Here is a 16,292-nt window from a genome sequence, read left to right as displayed (position 1 = left end):
GTGAGCATGCGTGACACGGTCGCGGGGCACGGCTATGGGGTGCTGTCCGCGAAAATAGGGGTCCGCATGCGCTTCGCAGTCGATCGGCTCGACCACCTGGTGATCACCTGCCGCGACGTGGGTGTCATGGCATCGTGGTATCAGCGGGTGTTGGGCATGGATGTGGTGGCATTCGGGCCGCATAACCGCACCGCTCTCTCCTTCGGTGGGCAGAAGATCAACCTCCGTCCGGCGAGCATGAGCCAGGAGGAATGGTGGTCGGGCGTCGCCCCGGCGCCGGGAAGCCAGGACCTGTGCTTCATCGTGACCGTGGCGGCCGAAGAGGTCGCCGATCATCTGACACGGTGCGGCGTCACCATCGCCTCCGGCCCGGAGCTCAAGGATGGCGCGCTGGGACCGATCCGTTCGGTCTATTGCCGCGACCCCGACGGGAACCTCATCGAGATCTCCAGCTACCAGGATTGACGCCGCCCTTGCGGCGAATGGTTCGACGATCGAGCGCGTGATCGATCCACGCCTCGACCTCGGCGCGCGTCGGCGCCCGATGGGCGGCTTGCTCGGACGGGCGAGCAGGCCCCCCGATTCCTTGATGCCGGAAGCAAGCAATTTCGCGGCATAGACCGCCCTGACGCCCTCGATCTTCTCCGGCGCCTAGGCCATGTCACTGTCGGCCCCGCATCGTGCATGGCGGGACGTTCGACCGGCATCGCTGCGATTCACGGCCGGCATGAAGGTGTACCGATGACCCTCACACGGCTTGAAACAGATAGCCTCGGCAGCATCGAGATCCCGGCCGAAAGGCTTTGGGGACCGCAGACGGAACGCGCCCGGCGCCTGTTCAACATCGGGACGGAGCGCTTCCCACCGGTGCTAATTCGCGCCGTCGGCCTGCATAAATGGGCGGCCGCGGAGGCCAATCGACGCCTGGGTGAAATCTCCGGGACCGTTGCCGATGCCATCGCGCAGGCGGCCGAAGAGATCATCGCCGGCGAACGCGACGAGGAATTCCCCCTCGTCGTCTGGCAGACCGGCAGCGGCACCCAGACCAACATGTGCGCCAACGAAGTGATATCGAATCGCGCCAACCAGATCCTCGGCGAGCCCCTGGGCACCCGCAAGCCGGTGCACCCCAATGATCACGTCAATCGAGGCCAGTCCTCGAATGACAACTTCCCCACCATGATGCACATGGCGGCCGCGATGCTGGTCAGCGAGCGCACCATCCCGGCGCTGCTCACACTCGCCGCCCGGCTCGAGGCCCGCGCCGAAGACTGGGCGGAGATCATCAAGATCGCGCGCACCCACATGATGGACGCGGTGCCCATGACCCTCGCCCAGGAAGCCCGCACCTGGGCATTGCAGGCGCGGCTCGGCGCCGAGCGCCTGCGCGAGGCGATGGCGCGGCTCATGCCGCTGGCCCAGGGCGGCACGGCCGCCGGCACCGGGCTGAACAGCCACCCCGATTTCGCGCGCGTCTTCGCCGAGATCATCGCCGGCCGCACTGGCCTGCCGTTCCGCGCCAGTGAGAATCCCTTCGAGGGCATGGCCGCGCATGATGCGCTGGTCGAGCTCTCGGGTGCGATGAACACCGTGGCCGTTTCGCTCAACAAGATTGCCAATGACGTGCGGCTGCTGGGCTCGGGTCCGCGCGCCGGCATTGCGGAGCTGGTGATCCCGGCCGATGGCCTGTCTTCGAGCATCATGCCCGGCAAGACCAACCCGACCCAGTCGGAGGCGTTGAGCATGGTCTGCGCCCAGGTGATGGGCAACCACGTCACCGTCACCATCGCCGGTGCGCAGGGCCATCTGCAGCTCAACGTGTTCAAGCCCGTCATCATCCAGGCGGTGCTGCAATCGGCGCGGCTGATCGCCGATGCGGCGGAGAGCTTCGCCGAGCACATGGTGGCCAAGCTGGAGCCGAACCGGCGCCGCATCGCGGAGAACGTCGCGAAGTCGCTGATGCTGGTGACCGCGCTCAACCCGCATATCGGCTACGACAAGGCCGTCGCGATCGGCAAGCTCGCACTCGCCGAGGACATCACCTTGCGCGAGGCGGCGGTGCGCCTGGGCACGCTGAGCGGCGAGGCCTTCGACCAGTGGGTGCGGCCCGAGGCCATGCTTGCGCCCGGCGGGGACCAGGCGGGATGAGCGGGCCGCATCTGGCCAAGCGCAGCGTCAGCCTGGCGGGCCACCGCACCTCAATCGCGCTGGAACCGGCCTTCTGGACGGCGCTGGAGCGGATCGCGCAGCATCGCGGCGTGAGCCTGACGGGGCTGATCGGGCAGGTGGATGCCGCGCGCGCGGAGGGCGGCGCGCCGCTAGCCAGCGCGCTCCGCGTCTTCGCGCTCGGCGAGGGCGATGCCCGTCGCTGAGGGCAGCGTGACGACGTTGAAGGGATTGTCGTCTGGGTCGAGCGCCCCGGCGCGCAGCATGATCGGCGGCGCCATCGGTGCGGCTGCGGCTGCCAGCTTGGTGTTGCGAGTCCGGCGCTTCTTCGGGGCCGCCGGCGGACCGGCTTCGGCGGGCAGCCAGAACGGATCCTGCTCGGCGAGGAACACCTCGATCTCCAGGACCGGCACGTTGCCCTGCGCCGAGAACAATCGCGGCAGGCCCGCGAGCAGAGTCGGCGGCAGGCGGACGATGCCCTCGATCCAGCGGCGCAGCCCGCCCCGCACGCCGGGCGGCGGCGCCTCGGGGGCGCCGAGTCCGCGGATCGAGCGCAGCCGAGGGTCGCCGGCGCCGATGCTAACCGAGGCATGGCCGGCCCGCAGCATCAGGCCGGAGATTGCGGCACCCAGCTGGCGCCCGACCGCGGCCGTTTCGGTGGAGACGCGCGAGGTGAGCGAGAGGCCGAGGCGCTGCGCGGTGGTCGCGGCTTCCGCGTTCAGCCGGAAGACGTAGCGGCCAGGCCCCGCGAGCTGGCTCTTGAACACGCTCTCGCCCACGCGCAGGCGCATATCGGGTTCATCGACCTCCTGGAACCCGAGATCGCGGGCGCGGGCGGCAAGGCTCGCCCGCAGCGGCGCGGTGCTGCGCTCGTCGCGCAGCACCGGGAAGCAAGTCAGCCCGCGCGAGGCGCAGGCCCCCTCGAAATCGACGAAACGCACGGTGACGCCGCTGTTGCTGAACTGCGACCGCCGGCCGTCATCGAGCCAGGATTCCGCCGGCGCGCCATCGGCGATCACCACGGAATGACGCGGCAATTCGAGGTGGTAATAGGTGATCTGGGGCCAGTCCTGCTCCTGCAGGATGGTCACGCCGTTCAGCAGCAGCCGCGCCGGCACCAACACGATGCCGCGCAGGATCGCGTGATCGGGGGAGACGCGGAGGTCGCGCGACGGCACGCCATCCTCGAGCGCGCCGGCCTTGATGAGGATTGGGCGCACCCGTTCCGGGCGCGGGTGCCGCGCGATTTCCGCCTGGACCTTGCCGATCCATTTGATCGGCTGCACCGCGCCGCCGATGCCCTGGCACAGCACGAGGTGACCCACGCGCAGGTCGCGCATCCGCACCTCGCCGCGAGGGGTCGCGATACGGGTCTCGGGCGTAAAGCACAGCATCGGCGCGTCGCCGACAGGCAACATGGTTCGGCACTCCGACGAAACGCCGCCAAGCGTTGCACGACCCTGATCTGGCGATGCAACCCCTCCCCAGCGAATGCGAACCGGATGGCGACCAGAGGCGGCCTATCGGCGCGCTCAAGCATCGCCCTCCCGGTTTCCCTGAGAGTAGGCGAAGGGATTTAACAACGTCGGGCCCGGCGCGACAATCGCCGATCCGCACCGGGTGCCGAATTCATCCGACCGTGTCGCGCGCGCAAGGCAGCGCAAGCGAAGCGAAACGATCTAGCGCGCGGCGCGCCAGCGCAACCAATCGGACAGTTCCAGCGTCCGGCGCGGGTCCGCGACCAGCCCCTGCACCCGCAGCGCGACCTCCGGCGCCTCCGCAGCACCCGGTCGCGCCGTGATCGCCACGTCGAGCGTGCCGCGCGCGACGTCCACTTGGCCCGCGGCGGTGGCGAGCCCGGCATTGCCCGCGGCGATCGCAGCCTGTTCGATATGGGCGATGCCACCGGCGAGTTCGGCCACGACGTCCAGCCGATCGAAGCCGGTATTGCCGGAGAGCAGGGACTGGCGCAGCGCGGCCTCCGGCTCGGGCAGGTCGAAGGCGGCTTGCAGCGCCGCGAGATCGATGCCGCGAAGCGCGCCGTCACGGATGCCGATGCGAACGCGGCCCGCGAGGCCCGCCGCCAGCGCATCCGGGCTGTGGCCGATCGCTTCCAGCGCGAGCGCCGCCTCGCTGATCGTCCCGGACGTGACGTCGATCGGCAGGCCGAGCAGCGCACCGGTCAACGCGGCATCGGTCAGGCGAAGCGAGGCGCGCAGCCGTGGCGCCTCGGCTGGCGCCAGCGTCAGGCTCCATTCGCCAGCGAGCGCGCCACCGGCCATCCGTGCCTCGATGCCGCTCGCGCGAAACTCGCCGCCGGCGAGCCGCAAGCCGACCCGCAGATCTTCCATCACCGGCAGATCCGGCACCTCGAGCCGTTGCGCGGTGAGCGCGATCTCGGCGTCGAATCGGCCGAGCAGGTCGAGGCTCAGCGGCTCGCGCCCCCGCCAGGGCGGTTCGGGCAGCATCAGGCGCTCGGCGGCGATGCGCCCGGCGAGTACCGGGCGCGGCCCGTCGAGGCCAAGCGTGAGCGTGCCGCGCGTGCGGATCTGCCCGGCGACGAGTTCGAAATTCTCCGATGAGGCGCCCGCCGGGCCGACCAGGAAGCCGGCGATCACCGACAGCGAACCCTCGCCGATCCAGCCGAGCTCCTGCCCGGGCCAGAGGGAAGCGAGCAGCCGCGGCGCGCCGGGGTGGCGCAGCGTGAGCGCGCCCTGGCCGCGGGCCTGCGCCAGGTCGAGCGTCACCTGCGCCTCCACGCGCAGCTCGGCGAGGTCGCCCTCGATGCGCAGCGCCAGCGCATCGGCGGGGCCGGCGCCGTTGAAGCGGAGGGCGAGAGGCTGTTCGGCAAAGGCGGCGCCTGGTTGCCACGTCGCCGGCAGCAGGGCGAGTAGCCCACCCGCTGTCGACGCCGTTGCCTCGATGGACAGGTCGGCAAAGCGCGGCACTGCGCCGAGCGCCACGCTGCCGGAGACGGCCAAGTCAGCCCCCGCCGCGCGCGCCGAGAGCCGGCGTACCGCAATCCGCCCCGCTTCGAAGCCGGCATCGAGCGTGACGCGTTCCAGGGCTTGGCCACGGAGTGCCACGACCTCGGCCGCGATGCGGAGGTTGCCGTCGATGCCGCCCAGCCGCTGCCCTGCCACCTGCCAATCCGCCGCGTCCGGCAGCAGCGTGTCGAGATCCAGCCGATCGACCGCGATGCCGATGCCGACCGAGGGCCGCGCGCCATAGCGCCACACGCCGCCGCCGGTCAGGCGCGCGCCATCCACCAGGGCATTCATTTCCGGCATTGCGAACTGCGCCTCCTCCAGCACCAGTCGCGCGCGTCCTTCGACAGCGCGCTGGCGGTCCGGGCGCGTGCCCGGCAGCGGCAGGCCAAGCGCGGTCAGCGCGGTGCGCAGATCGGGTCCGGCAAAGCGCAGCGACAATTCCAGCCGCTGGCCGGCGGAGGCGCCGGCGATATCGACCGCCATCTCGCCGGGAAGGATGGCGGCGACGTCGGACAGCGTCACCCGCTCGCCTTCGCGGAAAACGCCGCCACGCAGGCGCCGCAGCGGCACGCCACGAAAGCTTGCGACCTCGGCCGCGAGGTCGAGCGCGGTGGGCAGCACCGGCGGCGGCGCCGCGCGCAGGGCCGCGGCCCAGGCATCGAGATCAAGCCGGGCGCTGCTGAGCGCGATGTCGAGGCGTGGACTCGGCACCAGCCGCAGCGCAAGAGCCCCCCTTGCCGGGACGCCCGCGAGGTCGATCGCGATGTCGTCGGCGGCGAGCAGCTCGGCCGAGACCTGCAGCTTGCCCGCGGCGCGAAAGGCGATGGGCGGCGCCGGCAGCACAAGGGAGAGGTCGGGCCCGGAAGCCTCGATGCGGCCGTCGAAGCCGCCATCCTCCACCAGCACGCCGCGCACCTGGGCGCGCGCGCCATCGGCCGCGACGCTCAGCTCGAAGGTGGCGATGCCGTCATAGCCGGGGCGACCAATGGCGGCCGCGAAATTCATCGCCTGGCCGCGCCAGGCAAAGGCGCCGGTGGCGCGCACCGCGTCGAGCGAGCCGCCGGAGGTGACGCGCGCGGCGACATCCTCCAACGCCACCTCGCCCATCAGCACGCGGCTCTCCTCGATGCGCGCATCGAAGGTGGTGAGCCAGGGGGGAGGCCGCAGCGCCGGCGCATTGCCGGGCGGCCAGGGCAGGCGGATCTCGGCGCCGACGAGCACCACCTCGCGCGGGTCCAGCCGGCCGATCAGCAGGGCGGGCAGCGCCAGCGTCACGCGCAGGGCGCGGGCCGCGACGCCGATATCATCCGGCGCGCCGCCGACGACGACGTCGCTCGCCTCGATCATGGGCTGCGGTAGCAAGGTGAGGCGCAGCGGTCCGGAAATCGCGACCGGGCGGCCGAGTTCGCGGGTCGCCAGCGCGGCAATGCGTTCGCGCTGCCCTTCCCAGTTGATGGCGCGTGGTGCCAGCCACAGCGCCAGGATGGCGAGGATGCCGACCAGGAACGCGGCGCGGCGACGGGTCATGAAGGACCCTCGCATGCGGCCGCGTGCATCAACCCCAGCCGCCGCCACCGGGGGTTTCGATGCCGAGCACCTCGCCCGCGGCCAGGGTCGCGCTCGCGCTGCCGGCGAGCCATTCGATGGAGCCATCGAGCCGCTCGACCCATTGCCGGCCGGGCGCGCCATCGCCGCCGCCATGCAGCCCGTGCGGCGCCACGGTGCGGCGCGACGCCACGATCACCGCCTGCATCGGGCGGAGGAAGCGGATGCGCCGTAACGCGCCGTCGCCGCCATGCCATTCCCCTGTACCGCCCGAGCCGCGGCGGATGGCGAAGGCCTCCAGCCGCACCGGGTAGCGCAGTTCCAGGATCTCGGGGTCGGTCATGCGGGTGTTGGTCATGTGCGTCTGCACGGGGCCGGCGCCGTGGAAGCCCGGGCCGGCGCCGGTGCCGCCGCAGATCGTCTCGTAATACTGGTAGGTCGCGTCGCCGAAGAGCAGGTTGTTCATCGTGGCCTGCGCCGAGGAACAGGCGCCGAGGGCGGCGAGCAGCGCATTGGCCGTCATCTGGCTGACCTCGGTGTTGCCGGCGACGACGGCGGCACCACCGCCGGGGCCGCCGGCGCGGGGATTGAGGAAGCAGCCCTCGGGCGTGATGATCTCGAGCGGTTTCAGGCAGCCATCATTGAGCGGGATGTCCTCGCCGACGAGGCAGCGGAAGCAGTAGAGTACCACGGCGCGGCAGACTGCGGCGGGGGCGTTGAAATTGTTCGGGCGCTGGGGGCCGGTGCCGGTGAAATCGATCACCGCGCGGCGGTTCTCGCGGTCCACGCGCACGGCAACGACGAGCGGCGTGCCGTCGTCAATGGTGGTCGAGAACTGGCCATCGGGCAGGCGTTCGAGAACGCGGCGCACGCTCGCCTCGGCATTGTCCATGACGTGGCGCATGTATGCGCGCACCGTCTCCAGCCCCCATTCCGCGATGGCGCGGCCCAGCTCCTGCACGCCCTTCTCATTGGCCGCGATCTGCGCGGTGATGTCGGCGACATTCACGTCGGGGCTTCGCGCCGGGTAGCGCGCGGCAGCCATCAGCGCGCGGAACTCCGCCTCACGGAAGCGGCCCTGCTCGACGAGAAGGAAGTCATCGATAACAACGCCCTCATCCTCCAGCGTGCAACTGTCGGGCGGCGTCGAGCCAGGCGTCAGGCCACCGATATCCGCGTGGTGGCCGCGCGAGCCAACGAAGAACAGGATCTCACTCCCCGCCGCGTCGAAGACGGGGGTGATGACGGTGACGTCGGGCAGATGCGTGCCGCCATTGTATGGGTTGTTCAGCGCCACGACGTCGCCAGGCCGCAGCGTCGCGCCGCGCGAGCGGATCACGGTGCGCACGCTCTCGCCCATCGCGCCCAGATGCACCGGCACATGCGGGGCGTTGGCGATCAGCGCGCCGGTGGCGTCGAACAGAGCGCAGGAGAAGTCCAGCCGTTCCTTGATGTTTACGGACAGCGAAGTGTTCTGCAGCACCGCGCCGGTCTGCTCGGCGATGTTCATGAACAGGTTGTTGAACAGCTCCAGCACCACCGGGTCGGGGCGGCCGGTGTCGGTGATGCGCGCGGCTTCGCGCTGCTCGACGCGGCGGAGGATCAGGTGGTTGAGCGCCGTCACCTCCGCCGCCCAGCCGGGCTCGATGACGGTGGTGGCCGTCGCCTCGCGGATCAGCGCGGGGCCGGCGATGCGGTCGGCCGCGCACAGCGCAGCGCGATCAAAGACCGGCACGCTGTGCTCGGCGCCATCGGAATAAAGCGCGACCTGGTCGATCGCTTCCGGCGCCTCGCCGACGGCGCGCTCTGCCAGCGCCGCTTCCTCGACCTTTTCGCCCGCGGCGGTGACCTCGGCGACGCAGGCTTCGACCATGACGCCGCGTTCGGGCGTGGCGAAGCCGAAGCGCTGGCGATGCGCGGCGGTGAAGGCTTCCAGTACCGCCTCATGCGCGCCGAATTGCACCGGCAGGAAGCTGTCGGTGCCGGCGTAACGCAGGTGCAGGCGCAGCGCCGCCGCGAAGCGCGCGGGGTCCGCCCCCTGCGCGAGCAAGGCGTCGCGGCCTTCGGCTTCGAGAGTGGCCAGGGTCGCTTCCAACGCCGGCATGGTGGCCGCATCCAGCGGCGCCTCCACCGCGGCCTCGCGGATCACGCTCTGGTCGGCGAGCCCCATGCCATAGGCGGAGAGCACGCCGGCGAAGGGGTGGAGGAACACCGTCTCCATGCCCAGCGCATCGGCCACCAGGCAGGCGTGCTGGCCGCCGGCGCCGCCAAAACATTGCAGCGCGAAGCGCGTCGCGTCGTGGCCCTTCTGGATCGAGACCTGCTTGATCGCATTGGCCATGTTCGCCACCGCGACGCGCAGGAACCCCTCCGCCACCGCCCTCGGGTCCGGCGCGGTGCCGGTCGCGGTGCCGATCTCCGTCGCGAGGGCCGCGAATTTCGCCCGCACCACGCCGGCATCCAGCGGCTCGTCGCCATTGGCGCCAAAGATCGCCGGGAAATGCGCGGGCTGGATCTTGCCCACCATCACATTGGCATCCGTCACCGTCAGCGGCCCGCCGCGCCGGTAGCAGGCGGGGCCAGGCACCGCGCCGGCACTCTCGGGCCCCACGCGGAATCGCGCGCCGTCGAAGGCCAGGATCGACCCGCCCCCGGCCGCCACCGTGTTGATCGCCATCATCGGCGCGCGCATCCGCACGCCGGCCACCATCGTCTCGAAGGCGCGCTCGAATTCGCCGGCATAGAGCGCCACATCGGTGCTGGTGCCGCCCATGTCGAAACCGATGATGCGCTCGATCCCGGCCATCGCCGCGGTGCGCGCGGCCCCCACGATGCCGCCCGCAGGACCCGACAGAATCGCATCCTTGCCCTGGAAGCTGCCGGCCTCGGCCAACCCACCATTGGACTGCATGAAATACAGCCGCGTGTCGGGGCCGAGCTCCTCGGACACCTGGCCCACATAACGGCGCAGGATCGGCGAGAGATAGGCGTCCACCACCGCCGTATCCCCGCGCGGCACGATGCGCGGCAAGGGGCTCGCCGCATGGCTCAGCGACACCTGCGTAATGCCCGCCTCGCGCGCCAGCTCGCCGAGCCGGACCTCATGCGCCGGATGCGCCCAGGCGTGCATCAGCACGATCGCGACGGCGCGAAGGCCTTCCGCAAACGCCGCCTCCAGCGCGGCCCGGGCGCCCGCCTCGTCCAGCGGCTCCAGTTCCTCGCCATCCACCGCGACGCGACCGCCGATCTCGGCGACCCGCTCATGCAGCAGCTCCGGCAGCTTCACGTCGAGGTCGAACAGCCGCGGCCGCGCCTGGTTTCCGATGCGCAGCATGTCCCCAAAACCACGATTGACCAGCAGCAGCACCCGCTCGCCCTTGCGCTCCAGCAGCGCATTGGTCGCGACCGTGGTGCCCATCTTCACCGCCTCGACCAGGCCGGCGGGGATGCTCGCGCCCTCCGCAAGCCCGAGCTCGGCACGGATCCCGGCCACCGCCGCATCGCGATACCGGCCAGGATTTTCTGACAGCAACTTGCGGGTGGTCAGGCTTCCATCCGGGGCGCGGGCAACAATATCGGTGAAAGTGCCGCCACGATCGACCCAGAACTGCCAGCCCGCCATCCATCCACTCCCGAAGAGCAAGTCCCTGACGCCTTACGACAATCAGCAAAGGCGCGCCATCGGGCGCGACCGAGAGCCACAGCGCGCCATCGTCCGGTTGGCCGGCCGTCCACGCCACGTGCTAGACACGACACTTCTGCGGAGCATCGAAGAACCTTGAGCTTCTGGGGCAAAATTCTCGGCGGCGCCGCCGGCTTCGCCATGGGCGGCCCTCTCGGCGCCCTGGTCGGCGCGGCGATGGGGCACGCGGCCGATGGCGGCCTCGGTCCCGCCCGCGTCACCGCCTCCGCCGCCGACATCGCCGGACTGATCGGCGGGCGCGAAAGCCTGTTCGCGGTCTCGGTCGTGGTCCTCTCCGCCAAACTCGCGAAGGTGGACGGGACCGTCAAACGCGCCGAAATCGACGCCTTCAAACGCAGCTTCCACGTCCCGCCCGAAAACCTCGCCGAAGTCGGACGCCTGTTCGACGCGGCGCGCGACAGCGCCGATGACTACGAACCCTTCGCGCAGAAACTCGGCGCCGCCTTCACCGACAACCGCGCCATGCTCGAAGACGTGCTCGCCGCCCTGGTCCAGATCGCGCGCGCCGACGGCCCCGTGAACACCTCCGAAGGCGCCTACCTGCGCAAAGTCCACGCGCATTTCGGCCTCGACGCCGCCGCCTGGGAACGCGCCAAAGGTGCTGCCCCCCGCGGCCAGGACCGCGGCCCCGACCCCTACGCGGTCCTGGGCATCCACGCCGGCGCCCAGGACGAGGAAGTCCGCGCAGCCTGGAAAAAACTGATGCGCGAAAACCACCCCGACGGCCTCGCCGCCAAAGGCGTCCCCAGCGAATTCATCAAACGCGCCACCGACAAGGTCGCCGACATCAACGCCGCCTGGGACAAGATCAAACGCGAACGGAAACTGTGAGAGGGGAAGGAAGCGAGGCCAGGGGGCGCTGCCCCCTGGACCCCCGCGAGGAGCCTGTGGCCGCTCGATCCGCGTTTGTGGTCCTGGGTCTTGGGAAGGGGTTGAGCCTCGCCGGAGGCGAACCGGGTTGGGGAGGGGGCGCGTGGAGCTCGCTTGATCGAGGGAGTCCGCGCGATGCGCCCCCTCCCCAGCCCGGCCCTTTCAGCAAGCACACCGCTCCCAGAACTAGTACCCACAAAGGGAGGGCGAGGATCGACACGATCCTCGCGGGGTCCAGGGGCAGCGCCCCTCGCCTTGCTTTCTCCCTCCCTCCCAGTCTCGTCCGCGTCTGATGTTTGTCCGGGAGGTGGTGTCGCCGAACCATGATGCTCGGGTGGGATCGGTGAGGCATTTGGTGTTGCATTACACGGGGATGCGGACGGGGGCGGAGGCGTTGGCGCGCTTGTGTGATCCGGTCGCGCGGGTGTCTTCGCATTATGTGGTGGAGGAGGATGGGTGTGTGTTTCGGCTGGTGCCGGAGGGGCGTCGGGCGTGGCATGCGGGGGTGTCGTATTGGCGGGGCGAGACGGGGCTGAACGACAGTTCGGTGGGGATCGAGATCGTCAATCCGGGGCATGAGTGGGGGTACCGCGCGTTTCCGGTTTTGCAGTTGGCGGCGGTGCTGGAGTTGTGCCTGGAGGTGATCGGGCGACACGGGATTGGGGCGGCGAATGTAGTGGGGCATTCCGATATCGCGCCGACGCGGAAGCAGGATCCGGGGGAGTTGTTTCCGTGGGCGGAGTTTGCGGCGGAGGGGGTGGGGGTGTTTCCGGCAGGGGATGGGGTGGGCGACGATGGCGATGCCGCGGCGTTGTTGAGTGCGATCGGGTACGACGTCGCGGATTTGACCGCTGCGGTGACGGCGTTTCAGCGACGGTATCGGCCGGAGGCGGTGACCGGGGTAAGGGATCCCGAATCCCTTACATTGATGGCGGAGGTCAAGCGGCTGATCGGCCAATGAATGTTTCGCGTTTACCTTACTTTCGGAAGAACTTACCGGTTGGCGAGCCAGCCACGCAGGCCCCTCTTTGATCTAGGAATATTACCCCAAGGTGGTGAGGAGATCAAGCATGCCCCTTCGGCTCTGTTTCGGCGTGGCCATCGCGTTCGTGCTCTCGCTGGGTGTCGCGCAAGCTTCGGAGCGGCGCTGCGGCTGGTATCAAAATCCGACGCCGGGCAATCACTGGCTGGTCGATCGCGACGGAACCTGGACGATGATGGCCCAGGGCGGGCACGAGGCACGCGGGATGAATCTGATGCCCGATTTTACCACCCGGGACTGGGTGCGGACCAATGGCTATTATGGCTATGGGTGTGCCTGCATCGCCGTCGATGTCGACCGCAAGTCGATGCTGGTCACGCGCATCCTGGCGGTCGAACAGCTGCCGCTGGCGCGGTGCCGGCAGGACAGTGCGCTGCCGCGGCCGTGATCCCGTATCGCGCGCAGTGGGAGAGCCCGGCGCTGATCGGCGGGTTTCTCGCCGGTGGCGACGCGGCTGAGGATCCGCTATGGGCGAATTCCGGGGCGGCGACGGCACGCGAATATGCACGTTGGGCCGATCACCTCTGCGGCGTCGCGTGTCTGCGCATGGCGCTGGCCGCGCGCGGCGTGGAGGCCTCGGCGTTTGAGGTGATGCGGGCGCTTCGGGCGCGTGGTGGCTATGTCGAGGCCGAGGACGGCGCCATCCGCGGCCTGGTCTATGCACCGGCCGTAACGTGGCTTTCCGAGGTGCATGGCCTCGCGTCGCGCATCGTCTTGGATCTCGAGGCGGCGGCGATCCCGGCGCTGCTGGATGAGGGGGTGTTCATCGCCTCCGTCCATCCCGCGATCCGGACGCCCGAGGCGCCCGCGCCCGGTAAGGGCGGGCACCTGGTGCTGGTGCACGGCGTCTCGGATGGCGCGCTGCTGCTGCACAACCCCTCGGGCGGCTGCGCGGAGACGCAGGCCGATGCCCGCGTCCCTCTCGCCGATTTCGCCCGCTTCTTCGCCGGCCGCGGCATCCTCGTGGAGCACCCAAGCACCTGAACGCACTCTTGGGGCCGCACAACGGACCGCGAAACCGAATGGCCGAACGCCGGTCGCACGGCGAACCAACCCGCCGAAGGCGGCGCCCGGCGCCTGAGGGCACCACATCGGGCCGCGCAGCGGACCGCGATGCCGAATGGCCGACGCCGGTCGTCCGGCGAGCCAAGCCGCCGGAGGCGGCGCCCGGCGCCTGAAAGCACCACATCGGGCCGCGCAGCGGACCGCGAGGCAGAATGGCCGAACGCCGGTCGTCCGGCGAGCCAAGCCGCCGGAGGCGGCGCCCGGCGCCTGAGGGCACAAAAAAGCGCCGCGCCGATGCCCAAAAAGCCTCACCTAGACATTGACCCCGCCCCCCGCCAAGTGCACACCCGGCGCGGTGCCAGATGGCTGGACGGCCGCGGGCGGGGCGAGAGATCGCGTCGCCGGAGGAAAGTCCGGGCTCCACGGAAACACGGTGCCGGTCAATGACCGGCGGGGGCGACCCCAGGGACAGTGCCACAGAAAACAAACCGCCGGGTCGCCGCAAGGCCATCAGGCAAGGGTGAAACGGTGCGGCAAGAGCGCACCGCGCCCCCGGCAACGGGGGCGGCAGGGTAAACCCCACCGGGAGCAAGGCCGAATAGGAGGGGCCGGCGCAGCGCCGCAAGGCGTAGGTGCTGGGGCGTTTCCGCCCTGTCCCTCGGGTTGGCCGCGCGAAGCCTGCGGTGACGCAGGCTCCAGAGGAATGGTCGTCCCCTGTCTTCGGGCAGGGACAGAACCCGGCTTACAGGCCATCTGGCACCACTTATCCACGGGATCCACACCCTGTGGATAACCTTACCCTCAAAGAACAAATAGGGTCTATTCAGTCAACGCTAGTTCTCACGGCTGTTGGCACGGCTTCGTGACGCGGCGGAGACTCGCAGCGCCGGTTAAGACCTTGGAAAGCTTTGCACCTCGGCCGAATCGCTTTTCTTCCCAACCGACAATCACGCTTGATTTCCCGGATTTTCCCATGCTATCCCATGTCATCCCGTTGACGGTCCGCAGCTCGGGGGGGCGAGGGATCGAGAGGCGGGATGGTCGGGCGAGCCGGCGGAATCGGGGGATTCCGTCGGCCGCTGCACCGCCGGGTCGTACAGCGGAGCATCCGCCGCGCGGGAACCGGGCGGGCCGGCTGGTTCGGGGGGCAGCGTTTCAGCTTCATGCGCTTGTTTCTCGACAGCCACAGCGCCAGGCTCGACAAGAAGGGCCGGGTCTCGTTCCCGGCAAGCTTTCGCACGGCCCTGGAGCGCTTCGAGAATCGCAGCTTCTACCTGCGCCCGCACCACCTTCTTGACTGCATCGAGGGGTTTTCCGAACCTGCCCTGGAACAGGTCGATGCGAGCCTCGCCGCACTCGACGCCTATTCCGAGGAGCAGGAGCTGCTCTCCCTCGCCTTGCTCGGCGACACCTCGGCGCTGACCTACGACGCCGAGGGGCGCTTCTCGCTCGCGCCCAAGCTGCAGACGCATGCCCATATCGAGGAAGCGCTGGTGTTCGTGGGCCTGGGCGAGAAATTCCAGATCTGGGAGCCCGTCCGGCTCGAGCGCCGCAAGATCGAGGCGCTCGCCCTGCTGCGTGCCCAGCGTCCCAGCCTGCCGCGCGGGCCCCGCCCATGAGCGCGCGCGGCCACATCCCGGTGCTGCTGGACGAAGCCGTGGCCGCACTCGCGCCGCGCGCCGAGGGCACCTATCTCGACGCCACCTTCGGCGGCGGCGGCTATGCGTCCGCGATCCTCGAGGCCGTCCCCTGCACGCTCTGGGCGCTCGACCGCGACCCGGCGGCGATCGCCCGCGGCGCCGCGCTCGCCGCCCGCTTCCCCGGCCGGCTGCACCTGGTCGAGACCCGCTTCGGCGCCATGCTCGAGGCGCTCGCCGAACGCGGCGTCACGACGCTCGACGGCGTGGTGATGGACCTCGGCGTCTCCTCCTTCCAGCTCGACGAGGGCGAGCGCGGCTTCTCCTTCCGCGCCGAGGGGCCGCTCGACATGCGCATGGGCCGCGACGGGCCGTCGGCCGCCGAGCTGGTCAATGGCCTCGACGCGGAGTCGCTGGCGAAGATCCTCTCCGAGCTCGGCGAGGAGCGGCATGCGCGCAAGATCGCGCGGGCCATCCTGCGCGAAAGATCCGTCGCGCCCATCACGACAACAGGGCGCTTGGCGTCGATTGTGCGAAGCTCCATACCGCGCGATCCGTCGGGCCTCGATTCGGCGACGCGAAGCTTTCAGGCACTGCGCATGGCCGTGAACGAGGAATTGCCGGAAATCGAACAGGGGCTCGCCGCCGCGGCCGCCCTGCTGTCGCCCGGCGGCCGCCTGGTCGTGGTGAGCTTCCACTCGCTCGAGGACCGCATCGTGAAGCGCTTCTTCGCCGCCCGCACCGGGCGCGAGGGCCTTCCCTCCCGACACGACCCGGCCGCCTTGCTGGCGCCGCCGAAGCCGGAATTCTCGCTGCTGACCTCCCGGGCCGTGCGGCCCGGCGCCGCCGAATTGGCGATGAACCCGCGCGCGCGCAGTGCCCGCCTGCGCGCGATGGAGCGACTGCCATGTTCCGACCGCTGACCTTCCTGTGCATGTTCGTCGCCGCGGGCGCCGGGTACTACCTGTACCAGGTGAAGCAGTCGGTCGCGCAGCTCGAACGCGAGCTGCGCGACGTGCGCCGGCAGACCGAGGCGGCGCTGGAGCGCGCCCAGGTGCTGCGCGCCGAATGGGCGCTGCTGAACGAGCCGGACCGCCTTCGCCAGGTCGTCGCCCGCCACCTGGTGCTGGAACCGATGACGCCCACCCAGTTCGTCCGCTTCGCCGACCTGCCGCGCCGCGTCAACGCGCCCCAGGCCTTCGCCGGCGCGCCCTCGCTGTTTGCGGTGCCGCTGTCACGCCAGCCCTCCGAGACCGCCCCCGTCGCCCTGGCCGCCGCCAGCACCCCGCCGCCGGCCGCTGCCGTGCGGCCCGAGCCCGAGCCCCCCGCGCCGC

The 16,292-nt window shown here is 70.3% G+C and carries 13 protein-coding genes and 1 other RNA gene; 11 read left to right on the top strand and 3 right to left on the bottom strand.

Annotated elements, in window-relative coordinates; translation table 11 throughout:
- Positions 1-66: 66 nt before the first annotated feature.
- The 3 genes from GXW79_RS11550 to GXW79_RS11540 all read left to right on the top strand — a co-directional run bounded on the left by GXW79_RS11550 (position 67) and on the right by GXW79_RS11540 (position 2,372).
- Positions 67-465 carry a VOC family protein gene (locus GXW79_RS11550; RefSeq protein ID WP_211874647.1) on the top strand — a complete coding sequence of 133 codons (399 nt, stop codon included), beginning with the start codon at positions 67-69 and terminating at the stop codon, positions 463-465.
- 276 nt (positions 466-741) lie between these two features.
- Positions 742-2,148, top strand: coding sequence for a class II fumarate hydratase (locus GXW79_RS11545; RefSeq protein ID WP_211874546.1), 1,407 nt, complete (start codon positions 742-744; stop codon positions 2,146-2,148).
- Positions 2,145-2,372: a ribbon-helix-helix domain-containing protein gene (locus GXW79_RS11540; RefSeq protein WP_211874545.1), complete on the top strand. Its 228-nt coding sequence runs from the start codon at positions 2,145-2,147 to the stop codon at positions 2,370-2,372. The genes GXW79_RS11545 and GXW79_RS11540 overlap by 4 nt, the downstream gene beginning before the upstream one ends.
- Here the strand turns inward: GXW79_RS11540 and GXW79_RS11535 are convergent.
- The 3 genes from GXW79_RS11535 to GXW79_RS11525 all read right to left on the bottom strand — a co-directional run bounded on the left by GXW79_RS11535 (position 2,319) and on the right by GXW79_RS11525 (position 10,323).
- Positions 2,319-3,584: a Hint domain-containing protein gene (locus tag GXW79_RS11535; protein WP_211874544.1), complete on the bottom strand. Its 1,266-nt coding sequence runs from the start codon at positions 3,582-3,584 to the stop codon at positions 2,319-2,321. The genes GXW79_RS11540 and GXW79_RS11535 overlap by 54 nt on opposite strands.
- A 261-nt stretch (positions 3,585-3,845) precedes the next feature.
- Entirely contained in the window at positions 3,846-6,683 is a 2,838-nt protein-coding gene (locus GXW79_RS11530) for an AsmA family protein (RefSeq protein ID WP_211874543.1), read from the bottom strand.
- A 28-nt stretch (positions 6,684-6,711) separates the two neighbouring features.
- A complete protein-coding gene (locus GXW79_RS11525; protein WP_211874542.1) occupies positions 6,712-10,323 on the bottom strand; it encodes a hydantoinase B/oxoprolinase family protein in 3,612 nt (1,203 codons plus the stop codon).
- 156 nt (positions 10,324-10,479) lie between these two features.
- Here GXW79_RS11525 and GXW79_RS11520 point away from each other — a divergent pair, with 156 nt between their 5' ends.
- From GXW79_RS11520 to ftsL, 8 genes are all read left to right on the top strand, one after another.
- A complete protein-coding gene (locus GXW79_RS11520; RefSeq protein ID WP_211874541.1) occupies positions 10,480-11,235 on the top strand; it encodes a TerB family tellurite resistance protein in 756 nt (251 codons plus the stop codon).
- 331 nt (positions 11,236-11,566) lie between these two features.
- Positions 11,567-12,235, top strand: coding sequence for an N-acetylmuramoyl-L-alanine amidase (locus GXW79_RS11515; RefSeq protein ID WP_211874540.1), 669 nt, complete (start codon positions 11,567-11,569; stop codon positions 12,233-12,235).
- 109 nt (positions 12,236-12,344) lie between these two features.
- Positions 12,345-12,704: a DUF4087 domain-containing protein gene (locus tag GXW79_RS11510; protein ID WP_211874539.1), complete on the top strand. Its 360-nt coding sequence runs from the start codon at positions 12,345-12,347 to the stop codon at positions 12,702-12,704.
- Positions 12,701-13,300 carry a hypothetical protein gene (locus tag GXW79_RS11505; protein WP_211874538.1) on the top strand — a complete coding sequence of 200 codons (600 nt, stop codon included), beginning with the start codon at positions 12,701-12,703 and terminating at the stop codon, positions 13,298-13,300. Before GXW79_RS11510 ends, GXW79_RS11505 begins: the two co-directional genes overlap by 4 nt.
- A gap of 379 nt (positions 13,301-13,679) precedes the next feature.
- Positions 13,680-14,082: RNase P RNA component class A (gene rnpB / locus GXW79_RS11500), an RNA gene on the top strand.
- Between the two features lie 402 nt (positions 14,083-14,484).
- The gene (locus GXW79_RS11495) at positions 14,485-14,940 is read left to right on the top strand and encodes a division/cell wall cluster transcriptional repressor MraZ (RefSeq protein WP_211874537.1); all 456 of its coding nucleotides are present in this window, start codon (positions 14,485-14,487) and stop codon (positions 14,938-14,940) included.
- The gene (gene rsmH / locus GXW79_RS11490) at positions 14,937-15,881 is read left to right on the top strand and encodes a 16S rRNA (cytosine(1402)-N(4))-methyltransferase RsmH (RefSeq protein WP_211874536.1); all 945 of its coding nucleotides are present in this window, start codon (positions 14,937-14,939) and stop codon (positions 15,879-15,881) included. Before GXW79_RS11495 ends, rsmH begins: the two co-directional genes overlap by 4 nt.
- A partial coding sequence (gene ftsL / locus GXW79_RS11485; protein WP_456315832.1) for a cell division protein FtsL occupies positions 15,866-16,292 on the top strand: 427 nt, incomplete at its 3' end. The genes rsmH and ftsL, both read left to right, overlap by 16 nt.

The organism is Plastoroseomonas arctica (assembly GCF_018128965.1).
GTDB classification, from domain to species: Bacteria; Pseudomonadota; Alphaproteobacteria; order Acetobacterales; family Acetobacteraceae; genus Plastoroseomonas; species Plastoroseomonas arctica.
The sequence above is the reverse complement of the archived record's forward strand: the minus strand, read 5'-3'. Positions and strand labels throughout refer to the sequence as shown.

What these genes read in the sequence shown, in the direction of transcription:
- GXW79_RS11510 (WP_211874539.1), top strand. Translation starts at nt 12,345, where the DNA reads ATGCCCCTTCGGCTCTGTTTCGGCGTGGCCATCGCGTTCGTGCTCTCG.
- GXW79_RS11525 (WP_211874542.1), bottom strand. Translation starts at nt 10,323, where the DNA reads ATGGCGGGCTGGCAGTTCTGGGTCGATCGTGGCGGCACTTTCACCGAT.
- GXW79_RS11540 (WP_211874545.1), top strand. Translation starts at nt 2,145, where the DNA reads ATGAGCGGGCCGCATCTGGCCAAGCGCAGCGTCAGCCTGGCGGGCCAC.
- GXW79_RS11495 (WP_211874537.1), top strand. Translation starts at nt 14,485, where the DNA reads ATGCGCTTGTTTCTCGACAGCCACAGCGCCAGGCTCGACAAGAAGGGC.
- GXW79_RS11550 (WP_211874647.1), top strand. Translation starts at nt 67, where the DNA reads ATGCGCTTCGCAGTCGATCGGCTCGACCACCTGGTGATCACCTGCCGC.
- GXW79_RS11515 (WP_211874540.1), top strand. Translation starts at nt 11,567, where the DNA reads ATGTTTGTCCGGGAGGTGGTGTCGCCGAACCATGATGCTCGGGTGGGA.
- GXW79_RS11545 (WP_211874546.1), top strand. Translation starts at nt 742, where the DNA reads ATGACCCTCACACGGCTTGAAACAGATAGCCTCGGCAGCATCGAGATC.
- GXW79_RS11535 (WP_211874544.1), bottom strand. Translation starts at nt 3,584, where the DNA reads ATGTTGCCTGTCGGCGACGCGCCGATGCTGTGCTTTACGCCCGAGACC.
- GXW79_RS11530 (WP_211874543.1), bottom strand. Translation starts at nt 6,683, where the DNA reads ATGACCCGTCGCCGCGCCGCGTTCCTGGTCGGCATCCTCGCCATCCTG.
- rsmH (WP_211874536.1), top strand. Translation starts at nt 14,937, where the DNA reads ATGAGCGCGCGCGGCCACATCCCGGTGCTGCTGGACGAAGCCGTGGCC.